This window comes from Stenotrophomonas sp. BIO128-Bstrain, from assembly GCF_030128875.1.
Taxonomy (GTDB): Bacteria; Pseudomonadota; Gammaproteobacteria; order Xanthomonadales; family Xanthomonadaceae; genus Stenotrophomonas; species Stenotrophomonas bentonitica_A.
Genome location: NZ_CP124620.1, coordinates 331,532 through 352,201, shown reverse-complemented (window position 1 = coordinate 352,201; position 20,670 = coordinate 331,532). Strand labels below are relative to the sequence as shown.

Sequence of the window (20,670 nt, the reverse complement as noted above, 5' to 3'; positions counted from 1 at the left end):
ATGAGGCTCCGGGCGGACGCGGTCGGTGGTGTCGGTATCAGGCAATGGCAGGCGCGCGGCTCAGCGCAGCGCGGCCTGCAGGGCCTTGCGGATGACGGTGGCGACATCGTCGCCGTCGACGTTGGCATCGCGCGCCATGCGCGCGGCCTCGGCCGGCTTGTAGCCCAGCTGCTGCAGCGCCACGGTCGCCTCAGAGACCGGATCGGTGGCCGGTGCCGCGCCGGCGATGGGTGCCCCGCCGCCGCCGAAGTTGGCCGCGCGGTCGCGCAGCTCCAGCACCATGCGCTCGGCGGTCTTCTTGCCGATGCCCGGGATGCGGGTCAGCGCGGTGATGTCACCGGCCTGCAGCATGCGCGCGAACTCGTCCACGCTGACGCCGGAGAGCACCGCCAGCGCGATCTTGGCGCCGATCCCGCTGACCTTCTGCACATCACGGAACAGGCGGCGCTCACCCTCGCGCAGGAAACCGTACAGCGAGACGCTGTCTTCCTTCTGCGCGTAATGGGTGAACAGCGTGACCTCGCGGCCCAGCTCGGGCAGGTCGTAGAAGGTGCTCATCGGCGCCTCCAGTTCGTAACCGACGCCATTGACGTCGACCATGAGCCACGGCGGCGCCTTGTAGGCCACGATCCCGCGCAGACGACCAATCATGCAGTTTTCCTCATTTCCGGCTCCAGGCCTGGCGCGCATTGACGCCCAGGCGCAGCGCCGTGGCCCGGACATGGGCGTGGGTGATCGCCACGGCCAACGCGTCGGCGGCGTCGGCCTGCAGCTTGGTTTTCAGGTTGAGCATGAGCCCGACCATGTGTTGGACCTGTTGTTTTTCCGCGCCACCGCGGCCCACCACGGCCAGCTTGATCTCGGTGGCCGCGTATTCGCTGACCGGCAGGTCGCGCATCACCACGGCCGAGATGGCCGCGCCGCGGGCCTGGCCCAGCTTCAGGGCCGAATCCGGGTTGCGTGCCATGAACACCTTTTCGATGGCCACTTCGTCGGGGCGGTACTCCTCGACCAGGGCGGTCAGGCCCACCACCAGCAGCTTCATCCGCTGCGGGAAGTCGTCCGCGCCCAGCAGCACCAGTGGCAGGTGGTGGACATGGACCACCCTGCCGGCGGCGTCCACATCAATGATGCCCACCCCGGTGCGCTGCGAACCGGGGTCGATGCCGAGGATGCGTGTCATGCGGCACGCACACGGCCGCCCGCGGCCCGGAAGGGACACATGCGGCGGGGATAACAGGGAACGGCTGGAGTCATCATGGTCCGCATTGTCCGCTCACCGGTCGCGCAAAGCGACCGGTGAAGGGCCCGCTCAGGCGTAGGCGTCCGCGCCGAGATCGGCGTTGGAGAACACGTCCTGCACGTCGTCCAGGTCTTCGAGCATGTCCAGCAGCTTCTTGACCTGCAGGGCGGTGTCGCCCTCGACCTTGATGTCGTTGTCGGCACGGAAGGTGATTTCGGCATGGTCCGGCTTGAAACCGGCTGCTTCCATCGCGTCCTTGACGGCGTGATAGCTGTCGGCCGCGGTGAGCACATCGATCGCCCCATCTTCCGGGTAGACCACGATGTCGTCCGCACCGGCCTCGATCGCCGCTTCGGTGACGGCTTCTTCGTCCGCACCGGCGGCGAAGTGCAGCACGCCCAGGCGCTTGAACATGAAGGCCACCGAGCCTTCGGTGCCCATGTTGCCGCCGCACTTGCTGAACGCATGGCGGACATCGGCCACGGTGCGCACGCGGTTGTCGGTCAGGCAGTCCACGATCACGGCCACGCCACCGGGGGCATAGCCCTCGTAGCGGATCTCTTCGTACTCCACGCCTTCCAGCTCACCGGTCGCCTTCTTGATGGCGCGCTCGATCACGTCCTTGGACATGTTCGAGGACAGGCCCTTGTCCATGGCAACGCGCAGGCGCGGGTTGTTGTTGGGGTCGCCTCCACCGCCGCGCGCGGCAACGCCGATCTCGCGGATGATCTTGGTGAAAATCTTGCCGCGCTTCGCGTCAGACGCGTTTTTGCGGTTCTCGATGGAGGGGCCTCTACCCATGGGGTGACTCTCGTGCTTCTGTCAGGAACAGGGCGCGAATTCTACCTGATCCGCCGCCCCGCCCGTGTCACCACCCCACCCGCTCAGGCGGCGTGGGCCGCATCATCGCGCCGGAACCGGCCATCGCGCAGGAAAGCGGCGGTCTGCCGCGCGGCATCGGGCGAGAACACCAGCCCGCTATGGCTGGCCGGGATCACACAGTGGTCGGCGAGCCCAGGCAGCTGGGTCTCATCCAGCGCCACGGTGCCATCGGAGGCCTCGCCACAGGCGCCCAGCAGGCTGCCCAGCCCATGCGGGACCGAGCCAGCGATCAGCCCGACCTGGGCCCTGCCCTCCCAGGCCGGCAGCCCATCGAGCAGCAGTTCCGAGCTGCGCCCCAGCGCCAGCGACCAGCCGTGATCGCTCAGGGAGCGGGCGGTCACGCTGCCGCGCAGTGGCGAGCCCAGGCAGACCACGCGCGACACTGGCAGCTCCGGGGCGCGCCGCAGGGCCTCAAGGGCGACCAGTCCGCCCAGGCTGTGGCCGACCAGCGAGACCGGACCACTGTCCTTGAGCCGCTCCAGCAGCTGCGGCACTGCCACCTCGGGGCCACCGAACACGCTCGAATACCCGAAGGTATCCACGGTGAAGCCACGGGCGCGCAGGCGCCAGGCCAACGGGCCGACCCAGGCGCGTGCGTTCCAGATGCCATGCAGCAGTAAAACGGGGGGATTCATGATGTCAGCCTCGCCCATTGGGCGGGGCGCCTGCAGAAGGAAACAGCGTCATTAGACAAATGGGCCAGCCAACGGCAGGTGAAGCCGCTGCGGCCATGACGATGTCGTGCTCAGCCCGCCGTGGGCGGGCGGCGCAGGATGAACTCCAGGTCGCGCACGCTGCCGACCGGGAACTCGTAGGTGCCGACCTTGCTGAAGCCATAGCGGGCATAGAACCGCTGCGCGCCAAAGTTCTCCGACCAGACGCCCAGCCACAGCGTGCGCGGGCCTTCCCGTTCCAGCCAGGCCAGCGCGGTTTCGAACAGGCGGCTGCCCCAGCCGCAGCTCTGCTGGTCCTTGATCAGGTACAGCCGCTTGAGTTCGCCATCGCCGGGCTGCACCTCGGCATGCGGCAGGCCACAGGGGCCGGCGGCGGCATGGCCCACCGCGACGCCATCGAGCTCCAGCAGCCAGACCGCGTAATCGGGGTGCTCAAGGATGATGCGCTGGCGCTGCGCCGGGTACGCCTCATCCAGGAAGGCCTGCAGGTCTTCGGGCGGGTACAGGGAGCCGAAGGTTTCCACGAACGTGCGCGTGGCCAGGACCGACAGGGTCTGGGCGTCGTCCGGGGTGGCGCGGCGGATGGCATAGCGGCCTGGAGTCACGGCGGGAGCATCGGCATCGGCAAGAACCGCCAATTTACCTGAACGTGGCGGCGATGGCGCCCCACGACCCGCGAACCTGTCGATCCTGGCGGGCAGGATCCGCAGCAGGTACCGACCACCGGTCGGTACCTGCCACGTGTCGACGCCGACCGGGGGCCGGCGCGTCCCGGCTTATTCCTTGGCGGCGCGCGGGCGGACCTGCACGTGCACTTCGGCCAGCTGCTCGTCCGGGATCGGCGACGGGGCGCCGGTCATCAGGCACTGCGCGCCGGTGGTCTTCGGGAACGGGATGACGTCGCGGATCGACTCGGTACCGGCCATCAGCGCGGCGATACGGTCGATGCCGAAGGCGATGCCACCGTGCGGCGGCGCGCCGAAACGCAGCGCATCGAGCAGGAAGCCGAACTTGCCCTCGGCCTCTTCGGCACCGATGCCCAGCAGTTCGAACACCGCACTCTGCATGTCCGAGCGGTGGATACGGATCGAGCCACCGCCGATCTCGTTGCCGTTGAGCACCATGTCATAGCCACGCGACACGGCGGTCTTCGCATTCGCGCGCAGGTCGGCGATGTCGTCCACCGCCGGGGCGGTGAAGGGGTGATGCAGGGCGACGTAGCGCTGGGCTTCGTCGTCGTACTCGAACATCGGGAAATCGGTGACCCACAGCGGTGCCCAGCCGGCGGCGACCAGGTTGAAGTCCTTGCCGGCCTTCAGGCGCAGGGCGCCCATGAAGTCGGAGACCTTGTTGTAGCCACCGGCGCCGAAGAACACGATGTCACCGTTGCCGGCGCCGACGTGTGCGACCAGCGCGGCGAAGGCTTCTTCGCTGAAGAACTTGGCGATCGGCGAGCTGACTTCGCCGCTCTCGCTGATCTTGATGTAGGCCAGGCCCTTGGCGCCGTACTTGGCGGCATGCGCGGCGTATTCGTCGATCTGCTTGCGCGACAGGCTGGCACCGCCCGGGATGCGCAGCGCAGCCACGCGGCCGTCGGCATCGTTGGCGGCCGCGGTGAACACCGGGAACTCGCTGGTCTTGACCAGTTCGGCCACGTCCACCAGCTCCAGCGCGATGCGCAGGTCCGGCTTGTCCGAGCCATAGCGACGCATCGCCTCGGCCCAGGTCATGCGCGGGAAGCTGGCGGCCAGCTCCACGTCCACCACCTCCTTGAAGATGGCGCGGATCATGGTTTCCACGAAGTCCTGCACGTCGCGCTCGCGCACGAAGGCGAACTCCATGTCCAGCTGGGTGAATTCCAGCTGGCGATCGGCACGCAGGGCTTCATCGCGGAAGCAGCGCGCGATCTGGTAGTAGCGGTCGAAGCCGGCCACCATCAGGATCTGCTTGAACAGCTGCGGGCTCTGCGGCAGGGCGTAGAACTCGCCCGGGTGCATGCGCGCCGGCACCAGGAAGTCGCGGGCGCCTTCCGGGGTGGCCTTGGTCAGGATCGGGGTTTCAATGTCCTGGAAACCGGTGGCGTCCAGGTGGCGGCGCAGGGCCTGCACCAGCTTGATGCGGGTGCGCTGCATGCGCTGCATTTCCGGGCGGCGCAGGTCCAGGTAACGGTACTTCAGGCGGGTTTCCTCGCCCGGGTTCTCGTGCGCGTGGAACGGCAGCGGCTCGGCCTTGTTGAGGACGGTGATCGACGTGGCGATCACTTCCACGCTGCCGGTGCGGAGCTTGTCGTTGGCCGCATGCCGCGCACGCACCACGCCTTCGACCTGCAGCACGTCCTCGTAGCCCAGGCTGGCGGCCACGGCGAACACGGCTGCGTTGTCGACTTCCACCGTCACCTGCACGATGCCTTCATGATCGCGCAGATCGATGAAGACCACGCCGCCCTGGTTGCGAGCAACGTCGGTCCAGCCGGCGAGGGTAACGGTTTGGCCAATCAGGGTCTCGTCGACCAGGCCACAGAAGTGGGTACGCATGGGGGTAAAGCTCCGCAGGAGAGTGCCGGCGCCAAGCTGCGCCGGAAAGCCCGTTATTCTGCGGCCGCCAGCCCGGCGGGGCAAATCCGGGCGCCGCGGCCCGGCATCACACGCTCTGAACCGGGGGCATTCCTATAGTCCGCGCACCAACGACCGCACGGGGATGTAGCCATGCAACGCCGTCTGAGCACCGCCTGCCTCACCCTTGCCCTGGCCTGTATGGCCCCGGCCCTGCACGCCCAGATCAGCACCCGGGCCTATGCCCCGGAGAATCTGTCGCAGTTGTCCTCCTCCGACCGCAGCCGGGTCATCACCCAGGAATACGCCGACCAGTCCAATGGCCGCCGGATCCCGGATGACCAGCTGCGCTTCTACCTGGCCCAGGTCAACTCGGGCTGGAGCTTCTCACGCATCAAGCAGGACATCGCCACCTCGCTGCGCGGCAACGGCAACGGCGGCGGCTGGAATGGCGGCGGCAACGGATCCGGCAACAACGGCACGATCCGCTGCGAAAGCCAGGACAACCGCGAGCGGGTCTGCAACACCGGCTGGCGCAGCGCCCGGCTGTCCCGGCAGATTTCCGGCACGACCTGTACCGAGGGCCGCAACTGGGGCTCGCGCAATGGCACCGTCTGGGTCAGCGGCGGCTGCCGGGCCGAATTCGTCGAGGGACGCGGCAATGGCGGCAACTGGGGCGGCGGTAGCGGCACCGGGGCGACCATCCGCTGCGAGAGCCAGGACAACCGCGAGCGGACCTGCAACACCGGTTGGCGCAACGCGACCCTGGTCCGTCAGATCTCCGGCACGGCCTGTGTCGAAGGCCAGACCTGGGGCGTGCGCAATGGCGCGGTGTGGGTCAACCGCGGCTGCCGCGGCGAGTTCGCCGAGGCGCGTGGCAACAGCGGCGGCAACTGGGGCGGCGGTGGCAACAGCAACTACAGCGTGACCTGCAGCAGCAACGACAAACGCCAGCAGACCTGCGCGTGGGATGACCGCCAGGGGCGCCCGGCACTGGTCCAGCAGCTGTCCGGCACGGCCTGCGTGGAGGGCCGCAGCTGGGGCTACAGCAATGGCAGCCTGTGGGTCAGCGGCGGCTGCCGCGCCCGCTTCGGGGCGCGCTGAGCGGCCCAGCCCTGCACCCGGTGCCGACCGTGGGTCGGCACCCTTGCGTTGCCGGCCACCTGCGGCCGGCGCCGGGAGGCCGGGGTTACGGTGCCGGCGTCTCACTACCCCACGGCGCCGGCGGCAACGCCACCGGCTTGGTCAGGTCGAACACCACCTGGAAGTGGCGCCCGCCCGGCCGGGTGAGCTCGTAGACGAAGCGCTGGTCGGGGTCCACTTCCATCGCCCAGGTGTTCTGCACGGAGGCCAGCATGTCGGCCTTGCGGAACATCGCCACCGAATCCGAATCCACCGGGAACGACTGGCGCTGCGCGGTCCCCGGCGGCTTGCTGTCGCCGCCGTACATCGTGACCGCATCCGGGCTGCCATCCTCGTGGCGGTGATCATGCTTCAGGCGCAGGCCGTTCTCGGTGCGGCTCAGCACCCAGGTGCGCGAGTGGTCGTCGCCGACATGGAACGGGATCCGCAGCTCGTGTGCCGGATCCTCGCAGCCACGCACATGCATCACCAGGCGCTTGCCCTCGAAGGGATCGGGCGCATCGGTGCGCGGTTCGTTGACCGCGATGCGGCCTTCGAACGCCTTGCCGCAGTGCGCGGCTACGGCGGACATGAAGGCATCGGACGGTGCCATCGACACCTCGTGCCCGACGGTGTCATTGGTGCCGCTGCAGGCGGTGATCGCCAGCGCAGCGACCAAAGGAAGAAGTTTGACTGCGTTCATGCCCCCACCCTAACGGGCGCGAGCGGGCAGCGCAAACCGCGCGCTTGATGCGACAGACAGGGTTGCCAACGCATCCGCGCCGCTGCAACCAGCGCTTCATTGCCCCTGTGTTATGGTCGGTCACGTGATTCGTTCGCCTTCTTCCCCACGAAGGACGCACGCGTGTTGCGGCTGACCGCCCTGCTCACCGGTGTGGCGCTGTTGCTGACCGGCAGCGGCCTGCTCGGGACATTGCTGGCGGTGCGCGGTGGTGAAGCCGGCTTCGGTGCCGGCACGTTGGGGTTGGTGATGTCCGGCTATTTCGCCGGGTTTTTCATCGGCACCTTCTTCGCCCCCTCGCTGATCGGCCGCATCGGCCATATCCGTGCGTTTGCCTTCTTTGCCGCCCTCGCCGCCATCGCGGTGCTGCTGCACCCGCTGTGGATCAATCCGGTGGGCTGGGGCGTACTGCGCATCCTCACCGGCATCGCGCTGGTTGGCCTGTACACGGTGATCGAGAGCTGGCTCAACGCCGAACCCGACCCCCGGCTGCGCAGCCGCGCCTTCTCGCTCTACATGGTGGTCAATCTCTCGGCACTGGCCCTGGGCCAGGTACTGCTGATGCTCGGCGACGCCGGCGCGACCTCGATGTTCATGCTCACCGCCATCCTGGTCTGCGCGGCGGTGTTGCCGGTCACCGCCACGCGGCTGCGCCCGCCGGAGATTCCCTCGGTGCCGCGCCTGAAACTGGCGCGCCTGTACACGATGGCGCCGGTGGCGACCGTTGCCGCCGGCCTGTCCGGGCTGGCGATGGGCGCGTTCTGGGGCCTGCTGCCGGTGTACGCCGGCGAGGTCGGCCTGGATGGCAATGGCGTGGCCCTGTTCATGCTGACCGCCATCGCCGGTGGCGCGTTGCTGCAGTGGCCGCTGGGCCATATCAGCGACGGGCATGACCGCCGCACCGGGCTGGTCGCCCTCAGCCTGGCTGCGGCCGGCATCGCCGTCGTGGCGTCGCTGCCGATGATCCAGCTGCAGACCCATCTGCTGTTCGGCCTGTTCTTCTTCTACGGCGGGCTGGCCTTCGCCCTGTATCCCTTCGCCGTGGCGCACATGCTCGATTACCTGCCACGCGAAGACCTGCTGTCCGGGTGCTCCAGCCTGCTGCTGGTGCATGGCGTGGGCGCTGCGCTTGGCCCGGCACTGGCCGGTGCGGCCATGCAACGGTTTGGCGCGCCTGCGCTGCCGTTGTACTTCGCGGTGGTGCTGATGCTGCTGGCGTTGTTCACCACCGCGCGCCTGCTCAGTTTCCAGCGCCTGCGCACGCATCCGGTCGGGTTCCGGCTGATGCTGCGCACCACGCCCTCGGCCCTTGAGCTCATGCCCGAGACCGACACCGCACCGCCGGATCCCGATAACCCCCTCCCCTCTGACTCCGATAAGGAAGTGCATTGACTGTTTCGACACCGACCTCCCTCACTCCAACCCGTACACCGCCGGCGCCGCCGGCACCGCAACTGATCCTTGCCACCGATCTGGATGGCACCTTCCTCGCCGGCGATGCCGCCGCGCGCCATCGGCTCTACCGGCTGGTCGACCAGCACCCCGGCATCCGCCTGATCTTCATCACCGGCCGCGGCCTGGAAGCGGTGATGCCCCTGCTCTCCGATCCGGCTATTCCGCGCCCGGACTACGTGGTCTGCGATGTCGGCGCCACCGTCGTCGATGGCCACACCCTGCAGCCGCTGCAGCCCCTGCAATCGATGATCGACGCGCACTGGCCGGGTGAGCAGGTGGTCGCCGCGGCGATGCGTCCGTTCACCGCGCTGCAGCGCCAGGACGTGCCGCAGGAACGCCGCTGCTCTTACTTCTGTGATCCGGACACGCTGGCGCCACTGCGCTCGCAGATCCAGGCGGCCGCACAGGCGCTGGGCTGCGATGTGCTGTATTCGGCCGACCGCTATCTGGACATCCTGCCGCCGGATACCGACAAGGGCCGCACCCTGGCCGCGCTTGCGCGCCTGCTGGAACTGCCGCGCGACCGCATCCTGGTCGCCGGTGACACCCTCAACGACCTGTCGATGTACACCTCCGGTTTCCGCGGGGTGTGCGTCGGCGATTCCGAGCCGGCACTGACCGCCGCCACCGCCGACCTGGACCACACCTTCCACGCGCAGGCACCGGGGTGTGGCGGCATTCTCGAAGCGATCGAACATTTCCACCTGCTTGCCGATGACGATCCCTTCCTGCGCCCCCCGGCGCAGGCACGCGCCGACGGGGCGGACCTGGTGATGGTCTACCACCGCCTGCCCTTCGATGAAGTCATGGAAGACGGCGTGCTGGTGCAGCGCCCCCCGCGTTCGCCGAACGGCATCATTCCCTCCCTGCTGAGCTTCTTCGAAGGCGGCCAGAAAGGCTCCTGGGTGGCCTGGGGCATCGATGAGCCCAAGCGCGGCCCGTTCCAGACCCACCTGCCGGTGGATGCCGAGCGCTACCCGACCCTGACCGCCGCGCGCGTGCCGCTGAGCAAGCAGGAAGTGGACATCTTCTACAAGCGCTTTTCCAAGGAAGCGTTCTGGCCGATGCTGCATGTGTTCTGGGAGCGCGCCAAGTTCCGCGAGGAAGATTGGCAGGTGTTCCTGAAGGTCAACCGCAAGTTCGCCGAGGCCACTGCCGCCGAAGCCGCGCATGGCGCGACGGTGTGGATCCACGACTACAACCTGTGGATGGTGCCGGCCACGCTGCGCGAGCTGCGCCCGGACCTGAAGATCGCCTTCTTCCACCACACCTACTTCCCCTCGGCTGATGTGTTCAACGTGGTGCCGTGGCGCCGCGAGATCATCGGCAGCCTGCTCAGCTGCGATTACATCGGCTTCCACATTCCGCGCCAGGTGGAGAACTTCGTGGACGTGGTCCGCGGTGCGATGCCGGCCGAGCGCCTGGCGTGGGAAAGCTGCGCCCCGCGCTTCCTCACCTACGGGTGCGCGGTTGGCCTGGACACGATGACCACGCGCCTGCGTGTGGGCGATCGCGAAGTCGCTCTGGGTGCACATCCGGTGGGCACCGACCTGCGCCGCATCCACAACGTGCTCGCACGCAGTGACGTGCGCAACGACATCTTCAAGCTGCGCCGCGAGATCGGCGCGCGCAAGCTGGTGCTCTCGGTGGAGCGCCTGGATTACACCAAGGGAACGCTGGCCAAACTGGAGGCGTTCGAGCGCCTGCTGGAACAGCATCCGGATCGCCAGGGCAAGGTCACCCTGCTGATGATCTGCGTGCCGGCCGCACGCGAGATGACCATCTACCGCACGCTGCAGAACCAGATCGAGCAGGCGGTGGGGCGGATCAACGGGCGCTTCTCGCGGCTGGACTGGACGCCGGTGCGCTTCTTCGCCCAGGCGCTGCCGTTCGAAGAAGTGGTGGCCCATTACGCCGCCGCGCAGGTGATGTGGATCACCCCGCTGCGTGATGGCTTGAACCTGGTGTCCAAGGAGTTCGTGGCCACGCAGGGGATCGAGGGCAGCAACGGCGTGCTGGTGCTCAGCGAATTCGCCGGGGCGGCGGCCGAGCTGAAGGGCGCGGTGCTGACCAATCCGCATGACCCGGCCGACCTCACCGCTGGCCTGCTGCAGGCGTTGTCGATGCCCGACGAGGAAGCCACCGGACGCATGCGCCAGCTGTTCGGCAGCGTGGAGTACTACGACGTGGATCGCTGGGGCCGGGAGTTCCTGGAGGCCGTGCGCACCAGCCAATCCGAAGGCTGACGCGGGAACGGTAGTGCCGGCCGCTGGCCGGCGGCTCCAGGTAGTGCCGGCCGCTGGCCGGCTCCAAGCGGTGCCGGCTGCGGGCGATGCCGGTTTCATGGGTTGCCGGCCAGCGGCCGGCACTACGGCGTGCGCACCGACCAACGGTCGGTGCCTCCCGGGCGGTATCGCCTACCCGGCCTGCTGCATGATGCCTTCGGCGATCACGGCCACCTGCCGCAGCACATCGTTGCGGCCGGCATCGTCCACCGTCGCGCCCTGCAGGTAGCTGGTCAGCACCCACGGCGCACCGCCGGCGAGCGGCCACAGGATGGCGATGTCGTTGGTGGTGTCCTCCCCGTTGCTGCCGGTCTTGTCGCCGACCCGCCACGCCTTGGACAAACCGGCACGCAGCCGCGCATCGCCGGTTTCGTTGTCGATCAGCCAATCCGCCAGCTGCTGCCGCGAGGCAGGCTTCAGCACATCCCCGAGCACGAAGCGCTGCAGGCTCGCCGCCATCGCGGCCGGGCTGGTGGTATCGCGCGGGTCGCCGGGAGTGAAGCGGTTCATCTCCGGCTCGAGCCGATCATTGCGGGTCACCGCATCGCCATTGGCACGCAGGAACGCGGTCACCCCGGCCGGTCCCCCGACCACCCCCAGCAGCAGGTTCGCGGCAGGGTTGTCGCTGGTGATCATCGTTGCCCGGCACAGGTCGCGCACGGTGACATCCTTGCCGATGTGTCGCGTCGTCACCGGCGCATGCGAGAGCATGTCCTGCTGGCGCACGGGGATGCGCCGGTCCAGCGGGAGCGTGCCCTGGTCGGCCAGATGCAGGACCGCCGCAGACAATACGAACTTGAACGTACTGCACATCGGGAAACGTTCGTCCTGGCGGTTGCCGGTACGCCAGCCGGTGGCGGTGTTGAGCAGGGTCACGCCCAGGCGACCACCGCTTGCTGCTTCCAACGCTGCGAAGTCTTTCGCCGCGACGGCAGGTTGCGGCGAGGGCAGCGGCGTCTTGGCGAAGGCGGTGGCGGCCAATGCAGACGCGGCGGCCGCGCCGGTCCATTGCAGGAACTGTCGTCGAGCGATCATGGGGTTCTCCTTGGCGAAGGCCCGAGTATTGGCAGGTTGCGCGCCGGCCACCAGCGAGGATTTTCATCGGGAGCCATCAGCTCACCTAATACCATCAACGGAAGCACGCCTCCCAACCCCACGAAATCTGGTGTATCCGTGGTGATTGGCGTGCTGGCACCGCCCCGCGGTGCGATGATGCATCACCCCTGCTCACGGCTCGCCCATGCTCCGCCCCCAGCTGCCGCTCAATGCCCTGCGCGCCTTCGAGGCCGCTGCCCGGCACCAGAACTTCACCCGCGCCGCGCTGGAGCTGTGCGTCAGCCAGGCTGCGCTGAGCCATCAGATCCGGGCACTGGAGGATCGGCTGGGGGTGTCGCTTTTCACCCGCTTGCCGCGTGGCGTTGCACTGACCGACGAAGGCGCGCGCCTGTATCCGGTGCTCAACGAGGCCTTCGACCGTATCGCGGTGAGCCTGGACCGGTTCGTCGGCGGGCATTTCCGCGAGGTGCTGAGCGTGGGGGTGGTCGGCACCTTCGCCACCGGCTGGCTGCTGCCGCGCCTGGGGGATTTCAATGCGCGCCATCCGGATATCGAGCTGCGCCTGCAGACCCACAACAACCGCATCGACCTGGCCGGTGAAGGGCTGGACCTGGCGATCCGGTTCGGTGATGGCGATTGGCAGGGGCAGGTCAGCGAACCCGTACTGGATGCACCGTTCGCGCCACTGTGCGCGCCGGCGCTGGCACGTACGCTGCGGCAGCCGCGCGATCTGGCCAGCGTGCCGCTGTTGCGCTCCTACCGCAGCGATGAGTGGCCACGCTGGTTGCAGGCCGCAGGCGTACCGGAACTGGACGCCCGCGGCCCCGTGTTTGATTCGTCACTGACGCTGGCCAGTGCCGCCGCCGCAGGCGCCGGCGTGGCGCTGTTGCCGTTGAAGATGTTCGAGCAGGATCTGGCCCACGGCCGCCTGATCCAGCCCTTCGCGCAGACGCTGGAGCTGGGGCGGTACTGGCTGACGCGGCTTCGCTCGCGCGCCGAGAGTGATGCGGCGCGGCGGTTCCGGGAATGGCTGGACGCCCGGTAGATCCACGCCATGCGCGGATAGCCGAACGTCGGAACGCACCTCATCCACGCATGGCGTGGATCTACACGGGATGCGGCACGACCAGCGTGCCGCATCGCCCGCCCCGATCAGGCGTCCAGCAATTCCATCCACGTCTGCTCGGCCTTGCTGAGCAGGGTGGCAGTGGCTTCACGATCACGGCCGAGCACGGCCATGCGGGTCGCATCGGCGTAGTTGGACGGATCGGCCAGCTGGCGGTCCAGGTCGGCCAACAGCGCCTCCAGTTCGCCGACCTTGGCTTCAGCGGCGGCCAGCTTGTGCGGGTTGGCCGGCTTGCGCGCGGGCAGCGGCGGGGTCGGCGGTGCCGGCTCCGGGGCGGCCGCGGCGAGCTTGTGCTTGGTGCCCTGCGCGGCGGGACGCGAACGCAGCCAGGCCGCGTACGCATCCAGGTCGCCGTCAAACGGCTCGACCACGCCATCGGCGACGCGCCAGAAGGTATCGCAGACCAGGCCGATCAGATGGCGGTCATGCGAGACCATCACGATTGCGCCTTCGAAGTCGGCCAGCGCTTCAGCCAGCGCTTCGCGCATTTCCAGGTCCAGATGGTTGGTCGGTTCGTCGAGCAGCAGCACGTTGGGCTGCTGGTAGGCGATCAGCGCCAACGCCAGGCGCGCGCGTTCGCCACCGGAGAATCCATCCACCGGTTCGAAGGCGCGGTCACCGGCGAAGTTCCACTTGCCGAGGAAATCGCGGAAGGACTGGTTCGGCGCGTCCGGGGCGAGGTCGCGGAAGTGCTCCATCGGCGACTGCCCTTCGTGCAGCGATTCCACCGTGTGCTGGGCGAAGTAACCGATGCGCAGGTCCGGATGCGCGGCACGCTCACCACTGATCGGGTCCAGTTCACCCACCAGGGTCTTCACCAGCGTGGTCTTGCCGGCGCCGTTCGGGCCGAGCAGACCGATGCGCTGGCCGGCCTCCAGGCCGAAGCCCACGTTGTGCAGGATCACCGAATCGGCGCCGTAACCGGCCTCGACATGGTTCAGGCGGATCAGCGAGAACGGCAGCTTGGCCGGCGGGGCGAATTCGATGCGGAATTCGCGCTCGGCGCGCACGGCCTCGGTGCCGGCCAGCTTGGCCAGGCGCTTCATGCGGCTCTGCGCCTGGGCGGCCTTGCTGGCCTGCGCCTTGAAGCGGTCGATGAAGCTCTGCAGATGCGCGCGCTCGGCCTGTTCCTTCTCGTGGGCGAGCTGCTGCTGGCGCAGCTGTTCGGCGCGCTGGCGCTCGAAATCGGTGTAACCGCCAACGTACAGCTTGGCGCCGCCACCGTGCAGGTGCAGGGTGTGGGTGGCCACGTTGTCCAGGAACTCGCGGTCATGCGAGATCAGCAGCAGGGTACCCGGGTACTTGAGCAGCCACTGCTCCAGCCAGAACACCGCGTCCAGATCCAGATGGTTGGTCGGCTCGTCCAGCAGCAGCAGGTCGCTGGGCATCATCAGCGCGCGTGCCAGGTTCAGGCGCACGCGCCAGCCGCCGGAGAACGAGGAGACCGCACGCGAGTGCGTCTCGGCCGGGAAGCCCAGGCCATGCAGCAGCTTGCCGGCGCGCGCTTCGGCGTCATAGGCGCCGATCTCGGCCATGCGCTGGTGGGCGGTGGCAACGGCTTCCCAGTCTTCACGTGCCGCGGCCGCAGCCTCTTCACGCATGACGGCGGCCACCTCGGTGTCGCCTTCCAGCACGAACTGCAGCGCCGGGTCGGGCAGCGACGGGGTTTCCTGGGCCACGCTGGCGATGCGGATCTTGCCGGGCAGATCGACGTCGCCCTTGTCCGCCTCCAGCTCACCCTTCACGGCGGCGAACAGGCTGGACTTGCCGGCCCCGTTGCGGCCGACCACGCCCACGCGGTACCCCGCGTGCAGGGTCAGGTCGACATTGGACAACAGCAGCCGCTCGCCACGGCGCAAGGCGAAGTTACGAAGGGAAATCATCTTGGGGGTCCATATAACGGAATGGAATGTGCTCGTGAGCACCTTTCCTGCGACGTAATTCTAGCGTTAACGAATACTTGACGGGCCCCGGGATGCGCGGCAGGCCTCGTTTCTCTCTCCCACGACCCTGCCCGCGCTTCCCCGGGACCCTCCTGTCGAATCCCCCGCCTCACGTAAATGGTTGCTGCTGCAACGTTTTTTGCGAAAACGGCAAACATTTGACAAGCGATGAATATCCCGTTAATCCCTCTATTGCGCACCGCAACAACCGCCTTCGCAGACCCGATCCTCGATGTCGTGATGTCGCTTTGGTGCAGCACCGCCACTACCGGAGCCACATCCTGATGAACCGCAAGACCAGTACGCTCGCCGCCGCCGTAGCTGTCGCGCTCGGTATGTCCAGCTTCGCCGCTACGGCCCAGGATGCGCCCGCCCGCACGGCGGCCAACACCCTGGACACCATCATCGTCACCGGCACCCGCGTGGCCGACCGCACCGTGGCCGAGTCGCAGTCGCCGATCGACATCATCACCCCCGAGGCGCTGCAGTCCACCGGCACCACCGAACTGGCCACGGCCCTGGCCCGCGCCCTGCCCTCGCTGAACTTCCCGCGCCCGGCCCTGACCGACGGCACCAGCGGCATCCGCCCGGCGCAGCTGCGCGGCCTCTCCCCGGACCAGGTGCTGGTGCTGGTCAACGGCAAGCGCCGCCACACCTCGGCCCAGATCAACGTCAACGGCAGCATCGGCCGCGGCTCCTCGGCGGTGGACATCAACGCGATTCCGATCGCCTCGATCGAACGCGTGGAAGTGCTGCGCGACGGCGCCTCGGCGCAGTATGGCTCGGACGCCATCGCCGGCGTGATCAACATCGTGCTCAAAGGCTCGTCCTCCGGCGGCAGCCTGGCGCTGGACGCCGGCCAGTACTCGGCCGGTGACGGCAACAAGTACCAGCTCTCCGGCGATACCGGCATCGGCTTCGCCGACGGCCGTGGCAGCGTGCACGTGGCCGGCCAGATCATCCAGCAGGACGAAAGCAACCGTGCCGGTCCCTACCAGGGCACCACGCCGAACACGAGCAACTTCCCCAGCATCGGCCAGACCACCTTCGTGGTCGGCGATCCGCAGGTGGATGCGACCGCCGCCTCGGCCAACGCCAGCTTCCAGTTCAGCGACCACGTCGCGGCCTACGCCACGGCGATGGCCAGCAACCGTGACATCACCTCGTTCGCGTTCTACCGCTCGCGCAACCACCTCAGCCAGGGCGCGCTGCTGGCGCAGACCTACCCGGACGGCTTCGTGCCGGAGATCAACCAGTACTCCAAGGACCGCTCGCTGGTCGCTGGCGTCAAGGGCGATACGGACAGCGGCTGGAACTGGGATGTCAGCTACAACTACGGCGCCAACAAGATCGATTTCCACACCCGCAACAGCATCAACTACGCACTCGGCGTAAACAGCCCGCGCTCGTTCTACGACGGCGCGCTGGAGTACACCCAGAACATCGTCAATGCCGATGTGACCAAGACACTGGACTGGGGCCTGGCCTACCCGGTCACGCTGTCCTTCGGCGGTGAGTACCGCAAGGAGAAGTGGGAGCAATCGGCCGGTGAACTGAATTCCTACACCGGCAGCGGTGCGCAGGGCTTCGGCGGCTTCACCCCGCTCAACGCCGTGGACGCCGACCGCGACAACTACGCCGTCTACGCTGGCCTGGAAGCCGACCTCAGCGACAAGTTCTCCGCCGGTGTCACCGGCCGCTACGAGGACTACTCGGACTTCGGCGACAAGTTCTCCGGCAAGCTCTCCGCACGCTACGCCTTCACCGACAAGGTCGCCCTGCGCGCCACGGCGTCCAGCGGCTTCCGCGCGCCGTCGCTGGCCCAGCAGAGCTACCAGGCGGTGACCAGCACGATCGTCAACGGCGTGTTCGTCGAACGCGGCACCTTCCCGACCACCAGCCCGGCCGCGCAGGCGCTGGGCGCCAGCCCGCTGAAGGCCGAGAGCTCGACCTCCTACAGCCTGGGCCTGGTGCTGCAGCCGGTGGACCGGCTGTACCTGACCGTGGATGCGTACCAGATCGACATCGATGACCGCATCGTGCTGTCCACCAACATCACCACCAATGACGCCGCCAATGCGCTGCTGTCCAACCTGGGGCTGCCGGGTGTCACGGCGTTCTCCTACTTCACCAACGGCGTGGACACCCGCACCCGCGGCGTGGATGCGGTCTCCAGCTACACCATCCCCTTCGCCGCCAGTTCGCTGGAACTGACCGCGGCCTACAGCTACAACGAGACCGAGGTGAAGAAGTTCATCGCCTCGCCGGCGGTGTTCGGCGCGCTGGGCATCACCCAGTCGCTGATCGGCCGCGATGAGATCGGCCGCATCGAAGACAGCTACCCGCGCGACAAGACCATCCTCAGCGGCACGTGGCGTTCGGATCGCTGGGACCTCAACCTGGCCGCCACGCGCTACGGCTCGTTCACCGTGCGCAACTCGGCCACCGCCCTGCGTGACCAGACCTACGACGCCTCGTGGGTTCTCGATGCCTCGGCCAGCTACAAGCCCAGCGAGAACTGGACCCTGACCCTGGGTGCGGACAACATCCTGGACGAGTACCCCGACCGCACCGTGGACCTGCAGAACTCCACCTGGGGCATGCTGCCTTACAGCAACTACTCGCCGTACGGGTTCAATGGTGCCTACGTGTACGGCCGCGTGACCTACAAGTGGTAACAGGGTAGTGCCGGCCGCTGGCCGGCAGCCCATGAACCCCAGGCATCGCGTAGTTGCCGGCCGCCGGCCGGCAACACCGGTTTTCCCATGCCCCGGTCACCCGGGGCATGTGCGTTTGGGCCGCCGAAATGCCGGGATCTGCGCATTCATCGCAGCGCGCCTTCGCTGTCCCGGACAGCACATGACCTGACCACGGGGACATAGCAGCATTGCGAGCAAGGATGTTTGCCCGGACCGGCTGCATCGGTGAAAATCGGGGCACCCCCCATCTTTGCGAGCCCCGATGCACCATGACACCGACCTGATCAACATCGTTGCCGTTGGCCTTGGGCTCGCCTTCATCTTCGGCGCGCTGGCCAACAAGCTGCGTTTGTCTCCCCTGGTCGGTTATCTGATTGCAGGCATCTGCGTAGGCCCGTTCACCCCCGGCTTCGTTGCCGACCAGGCCCTGGCCAACCAGCTGGCCGAGATCGGTGTGATGCTGCTGATGTTCGGGGTCGGCCTGCATTTCTCGCTGAAAGATCTGATGGAGGTCAAAGCGATCGCCATCCCGGGTGCGATCGGCCAGATCCTGGTCGCCACGCTGCTCGGCTGGGGCCTGGCCGCGTTGATGGGCTGGCCGGTGATCTACGGCGTGGTGTTCGGTTTCTCGCTGGCCACCGCCAGTACCGTGGTGCTGCTGCGCGCGATGGAAGAACGGCGCCTGCTGGAAACCACGCGCGGCAAGATCGCGATCGGCTGGCTGATCGTGGAAGACCTGGCCTGCGTCCTGGCGCTTGTGATGATGCCGGTGCTGGCCGGCGTGTTCGGCCCCGATGCGGCCAATGAAACCCATACCGTCGGCAGCGTGCTGGCCAGCATCGGCTGGACCTTCGTGCAGCTGGGCCTGTTCGTGGCGGTGATGCTGGTGGTCGGGCGCCGGGTGATCCCATGGATCCTGGAACGCATCGCCGGTACCGGCTCGCGCGAGCTGTTCACCCTGGCCGTGCTGGCGATCGCGCTGGGCGTGGCATTCGGCTCGGCGATGCTGTTCGGCGTCTCCTTCGCGCTGGGCGCGTTCTTCGCCGGCATGCTGCTCAACGAATCGGAGCTGAGCCACAAGGCCGCCAACGATTCCCTGCCGCTGCGCGATGCGTTCGCGGTGCTGTTCTTCGTTTCGGTCGGCATGCTGTTCAACCCGGCCATCCTGATCGAGCACCCGTGGCAGGTGCTGGCCACCGCTGCGATCATCATGTTCGGCAAGTCTGCCGCCGCGTTCGTGATCGTGCGTGCCTTCGGCCACCCGACCGGTACCGCGCTGACCATCTCGGCCAGCCTGGCGCAGATCGGCGAATTCGCCTTCATCATCGCCGGCCTCGGCGTGACCCTGAAGATCCTGCCGCCGACCGGCCAGGCCCTGGTACTGGCCGGTGCGCTGATCTCGATCATGCTCAACCCGCTGGTGTTCGGCCTGCTCGACCGCTGGCTGCTGAAGAACCAGGAAACCACCCCCACTGCGGTGGAGACCGAGCTGCCGCCCGGCCCCTCGCTGGACCTGCACGACCATGCCATCGTGATCGGCTACGGCCGCGTCGGCAGCGCGCTGGCGCAGGTCCTGCGCGACCGTGGCGTGCCGGTGATGATCATCGACGACAACAAGGAGCACGTCGCCGAGGCGCATGCGGCCGGCCTGCCGGGCATCCGTGGCAGCGCGGCCTCCGATCGCGTGCTGGCCGAAGCACACCCCGAGCGCGCCAAGATCGCCGTGCTGGCGATTCCGCAGCCGCTGGAAGCCGGTGAGACCCTGGCCAAGTTGCGCGCGCTCAATCCGGGCCTGACCCTGCTGGCGCGCGCACACAGCGATGCCGAGGTGAAGCACCTGCTCGCCCACGGCGCCGATGGCACGGTCATGGCCGAGCGCGAGCTGGCCTACTCGCTGGCCGAGATGGTGATGTCCACCCCGCCGTACCGCACGATGGGGCAGCAGCACAGCATTCCGGTGGTCTGACCGCCGCTACCCCACCGGCACGCAGATATCGGCGCGCAGGATGGCGTCGGGCACCTGTTCGGGGTCATCCAGGTAGTGGTAGTACAGCTCTGCATCGCGCAGCGTGTGACCACTGTCGGGCAGCCAGTCGCGTAGCAGGGCATCAGTGGCCGCTTCCAGGCCCGCGTAACTGCCCACATGGCGCAGCACGGCATACGTGCCACCGCCCAGCGTCAGCGCACGCAGCGGGGTGGGTAGCGCCTGCGGCGTGCGCCCGAAGCCCATTGCGCAATCGAATACGCATTCCTGCGCCGGCGCATCGCGGTGGTCCGTCCGTGCGATGCCGATCAGCTGCTGCAGCTGTTCGACCCAGCCCTGCTCGGCGGCCCAGGTGAAGATCTCGCCGAACGCCTGATCCAGATCATCGAAGGCCCCTTGCGTGCGCAGCGCCACCACATCGAAGGGTTCCAGTGTGGTCACCGTGACCTGCAACGGCACCGTCCCGCCGGCGTGATCGCCCGCCGGCAGTGCCAGCCGCTGTTGCCAGTGGCTGCGCAGCCCGGCATTCTCGCGCAGGCTGCTCGGCGTGGCATCCAGCGCCTGGCGACAGGCACGGGCCAGCGCCTGTGGGCTTTCATAACCGACGTTCAAGGCCACCTCGGTCACCCGGCTGTCCGCCTTGCCGAGCAGCTGCAGCGCCTGCAGCAAGCGCAGGCGCGCCACGGTGCGCCCGGGCGTTTCGCCGGTCAGCGCGCGGTACAGGCGATGGAAATGGAACGGTGACTGGTGCGCGATCGCGGCCAGCGCTTCCAGATCCGGCAAGGGATCGCCAGCACGCAGGCAGGCCTGCAGATGGGCGATGACGCGATCGATACCGTGGCGCTGGCGGACCTGGGCAATGCGGCGCATGGCGGGCTCCCTCTCTAGGTGACGCTCAGCGTGCGTC

16 protein-coding genes are annotated in these 20,670 nt (G+C 67.9%); 6 read left to right on the top strand and 10 right to left on the bottom strand.

Annotated elements, in window-relative coordinates; all coding sequences use genetic code 11:
• Positions 1–60: 60 nt before the first annotated feature.
• The 6 genes from ruvA to aspS all read right to left on the bottom strand — a co-directional run bounded on the left by ruvA (position 61) and on the right by aspS (position 5,333).
• Positions 61–651, bottom strand: coding sequence for a Holliday junction branch migration protein RuvA (gene ruvA / locus POS15_RS01490; RefSeq protein WP_019186143.1), 591 nt, complete (start codon positions 649–651; stop codon positions 61–63).
• 10 nt (positions 652–661) lie between these two features.
• Positions 662–1,183 (bottom strand): crossover junction endodeoxyribonuclease RuvC, encoded by a 522-nt coding sequence (ruvC, locus tag POS15_RS01485; protein WP_019186142.1) that lies wholly within the window; start codon positions 1,181–1,183, stop codon positions 662–664.
• Between the two features lie 129 nt (positions 1,184–1,312).
• A complete protein-coding gene (locus POS15_RS01480) occupies positions 1,313–2,044 on the bottom strand; it encodes a YebC/PmpR family DNA-binding transcriptional regulator (RefSeq protein WP_019186141.1) in 732 nt (243 codons plus the stop codon).
• A gap of 83 nt (positions 2,045–2,127) precedes the next feature.
• Positions 2,128–2,760, bottom strand: a complete 633-nt coding sequence (locus POS15_RS01475) for an alpha/beta fold hydrolase (protein WP_026070240.1) — start codon at positions 2,758–2,760, stop codon at positions 2,128–2,130.
• Positions 2,761–2,870: 110 nt separating this feature from the next.
• Complete coding sequence (locus POS15_RS01470) at positions 2,871–3,404, bottom strand: GNAT family N-acetyltransferase (protein ID WP_019186139.1); 534 nt, start codon at positions 3,402–3,404, stop codon at positions 2,871–2,873.
• Positions 3,405–3,575: 171 nt separating this feature from the next.
• The gene (gene aspS / locus POS15_RS01465; protein ID WP_019186138.1) at positions 3,576–5,333 is read right to left on the bottom strand and encodes an aspartate--tRNA ligase; all 1,758 of its coding nucleotides are present in this window, start codon (positions 5,331–5,333) and stop codon (positions 3,576–3,578) included.
• Between the two features lie 219 nt (positions 5,334–5,552).
• Here aspS and POS15_RS01460 point away from each other — a divergent pair, with 219 nt between their 5' ends.
• Positions 5,553–6,455: a DUF3011 domain-containing protein gene (locus POS15_RS01460; protein WP_343313054.1), complete on the top strand. Its 903-nt coding sequence runs from the start codon at positions 5,553–5,555 to the stop codon at positions 6,453–6,455.
• Between the two features lie 85 nt (positions 6,456–6,540).
• Here the strand turns inward: POS15_RS01460 and POS15_RS01455 are convergent, their stop codons facing one another.
• Complete coding sequence (locus POS15_RS01455; RefSeq protein ID WP_051010555.1) at positions 6,541–7,176, bottom strand: hypothetical protein; 636 nt, start codon at positions 7,174–7,176, stop codon at positions 6,541–6,543.
• 162 nt (positions 7,177–7,338) lie between these two features.
• Here POS15_RS01455 and POS15_RS01450 point away from each other — a divergent pair, with 162 nt between their 5' ends.
• Together POS15_RS01450 and ggpS are read left to right on the top strand one after the other, a co-directional pair.
• The gene (locus POS15_RS01450) at positions 7,339–8,607 is read left to right on the top strand and encodes an MFS transporter (RefSeq protein WP_284128849.1); all 1,269 of its coding nucleotides are present in this window, start codon (positions 7,339–7,341) and stop codon (positions 8,605–8,607) included.
• Positions 8,604–10,916, top strand: coding sequence for a glucosylglycerol-phosphate synthase (gene ggpS, locus POS15_RS01445; protein ID WP_019186135.1), 2,313 nt, complete (start codon positions 8,604–8,606; stop codon positions 10,914–10,916). Before POS15_RS01450 ends, ggpS begins: the two co-directional genes overlap by 4 nt.
• A gap of 171 nt (positions 10,917–11,087) precedes the next feature.
• Here ggpS and blaL2 read toward each other — a convergent pair whose 3' ends face one another.
• Positions 11,088–11,990: a L2 family extended-spectrum class A beta-lactamase gene (gene blaL2, locus POS15_RS01440; RefSeq protein ID WP_284128848.1), complete on the bottom strand. Its 903-nt coding sequence runs from the start codon at positions 11,988–11,990 to the stop codon at positions 11,088–11,090.
• A gap of 205 nt (positions 11,991–12,195) precedes the next feature.
• On the opposite strand from blaL2, the gene POS15_RS01435 reads away from it, so the two are divergent.
• The gene (locus tag POS15_RS01435) at positions 12,196–13,056 is read left to right on the top strand and encodes a LysR substrate-binding domain-containing protein (protein ID WP_284128847.1); all 861 of its coding nucleotides are present in this window, start codon (positions 12,196–12,198) and stop codon (positions 13,054–13,056) included.
• Between the two features lie 107 nt (positions 13,057–13,163).
• Here POS15_RS01435 and POS15_RS01430 read toward each other — a convergent pair whose 3' ends face one another.
• On the bottom strand, positions 13,164–15,020 hold the full coding sequence (locus POS15_RS01430) for an ABC-F family ATP-binding cassette domain-containing protein (RefSeq protein WP_019186132.1): 1,857 nt from the start codon (positions 15,018–15,020) through the stop codon (positions 13,164–13,166).
• A 344-nt stretch (positions 15,021–15,364) separates the two neighbouring features.
• Between POS15_RS01430 and POS15_RS01425 the strand changes: the two genes are divergently transcribed.
• Together POS15_RS01425 and ybaL are read left to right on the top strand one after the other, a co-directional pair.
• Positions 15,365–17,758 carry a TonB-dependent receptor gene (locus tag POS15_RS01425; protein WP_284128846.1) on the top strand — a complete coding sequence of 798 codons (2,394 nt, stop codon included), beginning with the start codon at positions 15,365–15,367 and terminating at the stop codon, positions 17,756–17,758.
• Positions 17,759–18,041: 283 nt separating this feature from the next.
• Positions 18,042–19,745 (top strand): YbaL family putative K(+) efflux transporter, encoded by a 1,704-nt coding sequence (ybaL, locus tag POS15_RS01420; RefSeq protein ID WP_019186130.1) that lies wholly within the window; start codon positions 18,042–18,044, stop codon positions 19,743–19,745.
• A 6-nt stretch (positions 19,746–19,751) separates the two neighbouring features.
• Here the strand turns inward: ybaL and POS15_RS01415 are convergent, their stop codons facing one another.
• Complete coding sequence (locus POS15_RS01415; protein WP_284128845.1) at positions 19,752–20,633, bottom strand: AraC family transcriptional regulator; 882 nt, start codon at positions 20,631–20,633, stop codon at positions 19,752–19,754.
• Between the last annotated feature and the right edge of the window lie 37 nt (positions 20,634–20,670).

Excerpts from the sequence above, each read along its gene's own strand:
- ybaL (WP_019186130.1), top strand. The coding sequence starts at position 18,042 with ATGCACCATGACACCGACCTGATCAACATCGTTGCCGTTGGCCTTGGG.
- blaL2 (WP_284128848.1), bottom strand. The coding sequence starts at position 11,990 with ATGATCGCTCGACGACAGTTCCTGCAATGGACCGGCGCGGCCGCCGCG.
- POS15_RS01430 (WP_019186132.1), bottom strand. The coding sequence starts at position 15,020 with ATGATTTCCCTTCGTAACTTCGCCTTGCGCCGTGGCGAGCGGCTGCTG.
- POS15_RS01455 (WP_051010555.1), bottom strand. The coding sequence starts at position 7,176 with ATGAACGCAGTCAAACTTCTTCCTTTGGTCGCTGCGCTGGCGATCACC.
- POS15_RS01480 (WP_019186141.1), bottom strand. The coding sequence starts at position 2,044 with ATGGGTAGAGGCCCCTCCATCGAGAACCGCAAAAACGCGTCTGACGCG.
- ruvC (WP_019186142.1), bottom strand. The coding sequence starts at position 1,183 with ATGACACGCATCCTCGGCATCGACCCCGGTTCGCAGCGCACCGGGGTG.
- POS15_RS01435 (WP_284128847.1), top strand. The coding sequence starts at position 12,196 with ATGCTCCGCCCCCAGCTGCCGCTCAATGCCCTGCGCGCCTTCGAGGCC.
- POS15_RS01475 (WP_026070240.1), bottom strand. The coding sequence starts at position 2,760 with ATGAATCCCCCCGTTTTACTGCTGCATGGCATCTGGAACGCACGCGCC.
- ruvA (WP_019186143.1), bottom strand. The coding sequence starts at position 651 with ATGATTGGTCGTCTGCGCGGGATCGTGGCCTACAAGGCGCCGCCGTGG.
- POS15_RS01415 (WP_284128845.1), bottom strand. The coding sequence starts at position 20,633 with ATGCGCCGCATTGCCCAGGTCCGCCAGCGCCACGGTATCGATCGCGTC.
- aspS (WP_019186138.1), bottom strand. The coding sequence starts at position 5,333 with ATGCGTACCCACTTCTGTGGCCTGGTCGACGAGACCCTGATTGGCCAA.
- POS15_RS01425 (WP_284128846.1), top strand. The coding sequence starts at position 15,365 with ATGAACCGCAAGACCAGTACGCTCGCCGCCGCCGTAGCTGTCGCGCTC.
- POS15_RS01460 (WP_343313054.1), top strand. The coding sequence starts at position 5,553 with ATGGCCCCGGCCCTGCACGCCCAGATCAGCACCCGGGCCTATGCCCCG.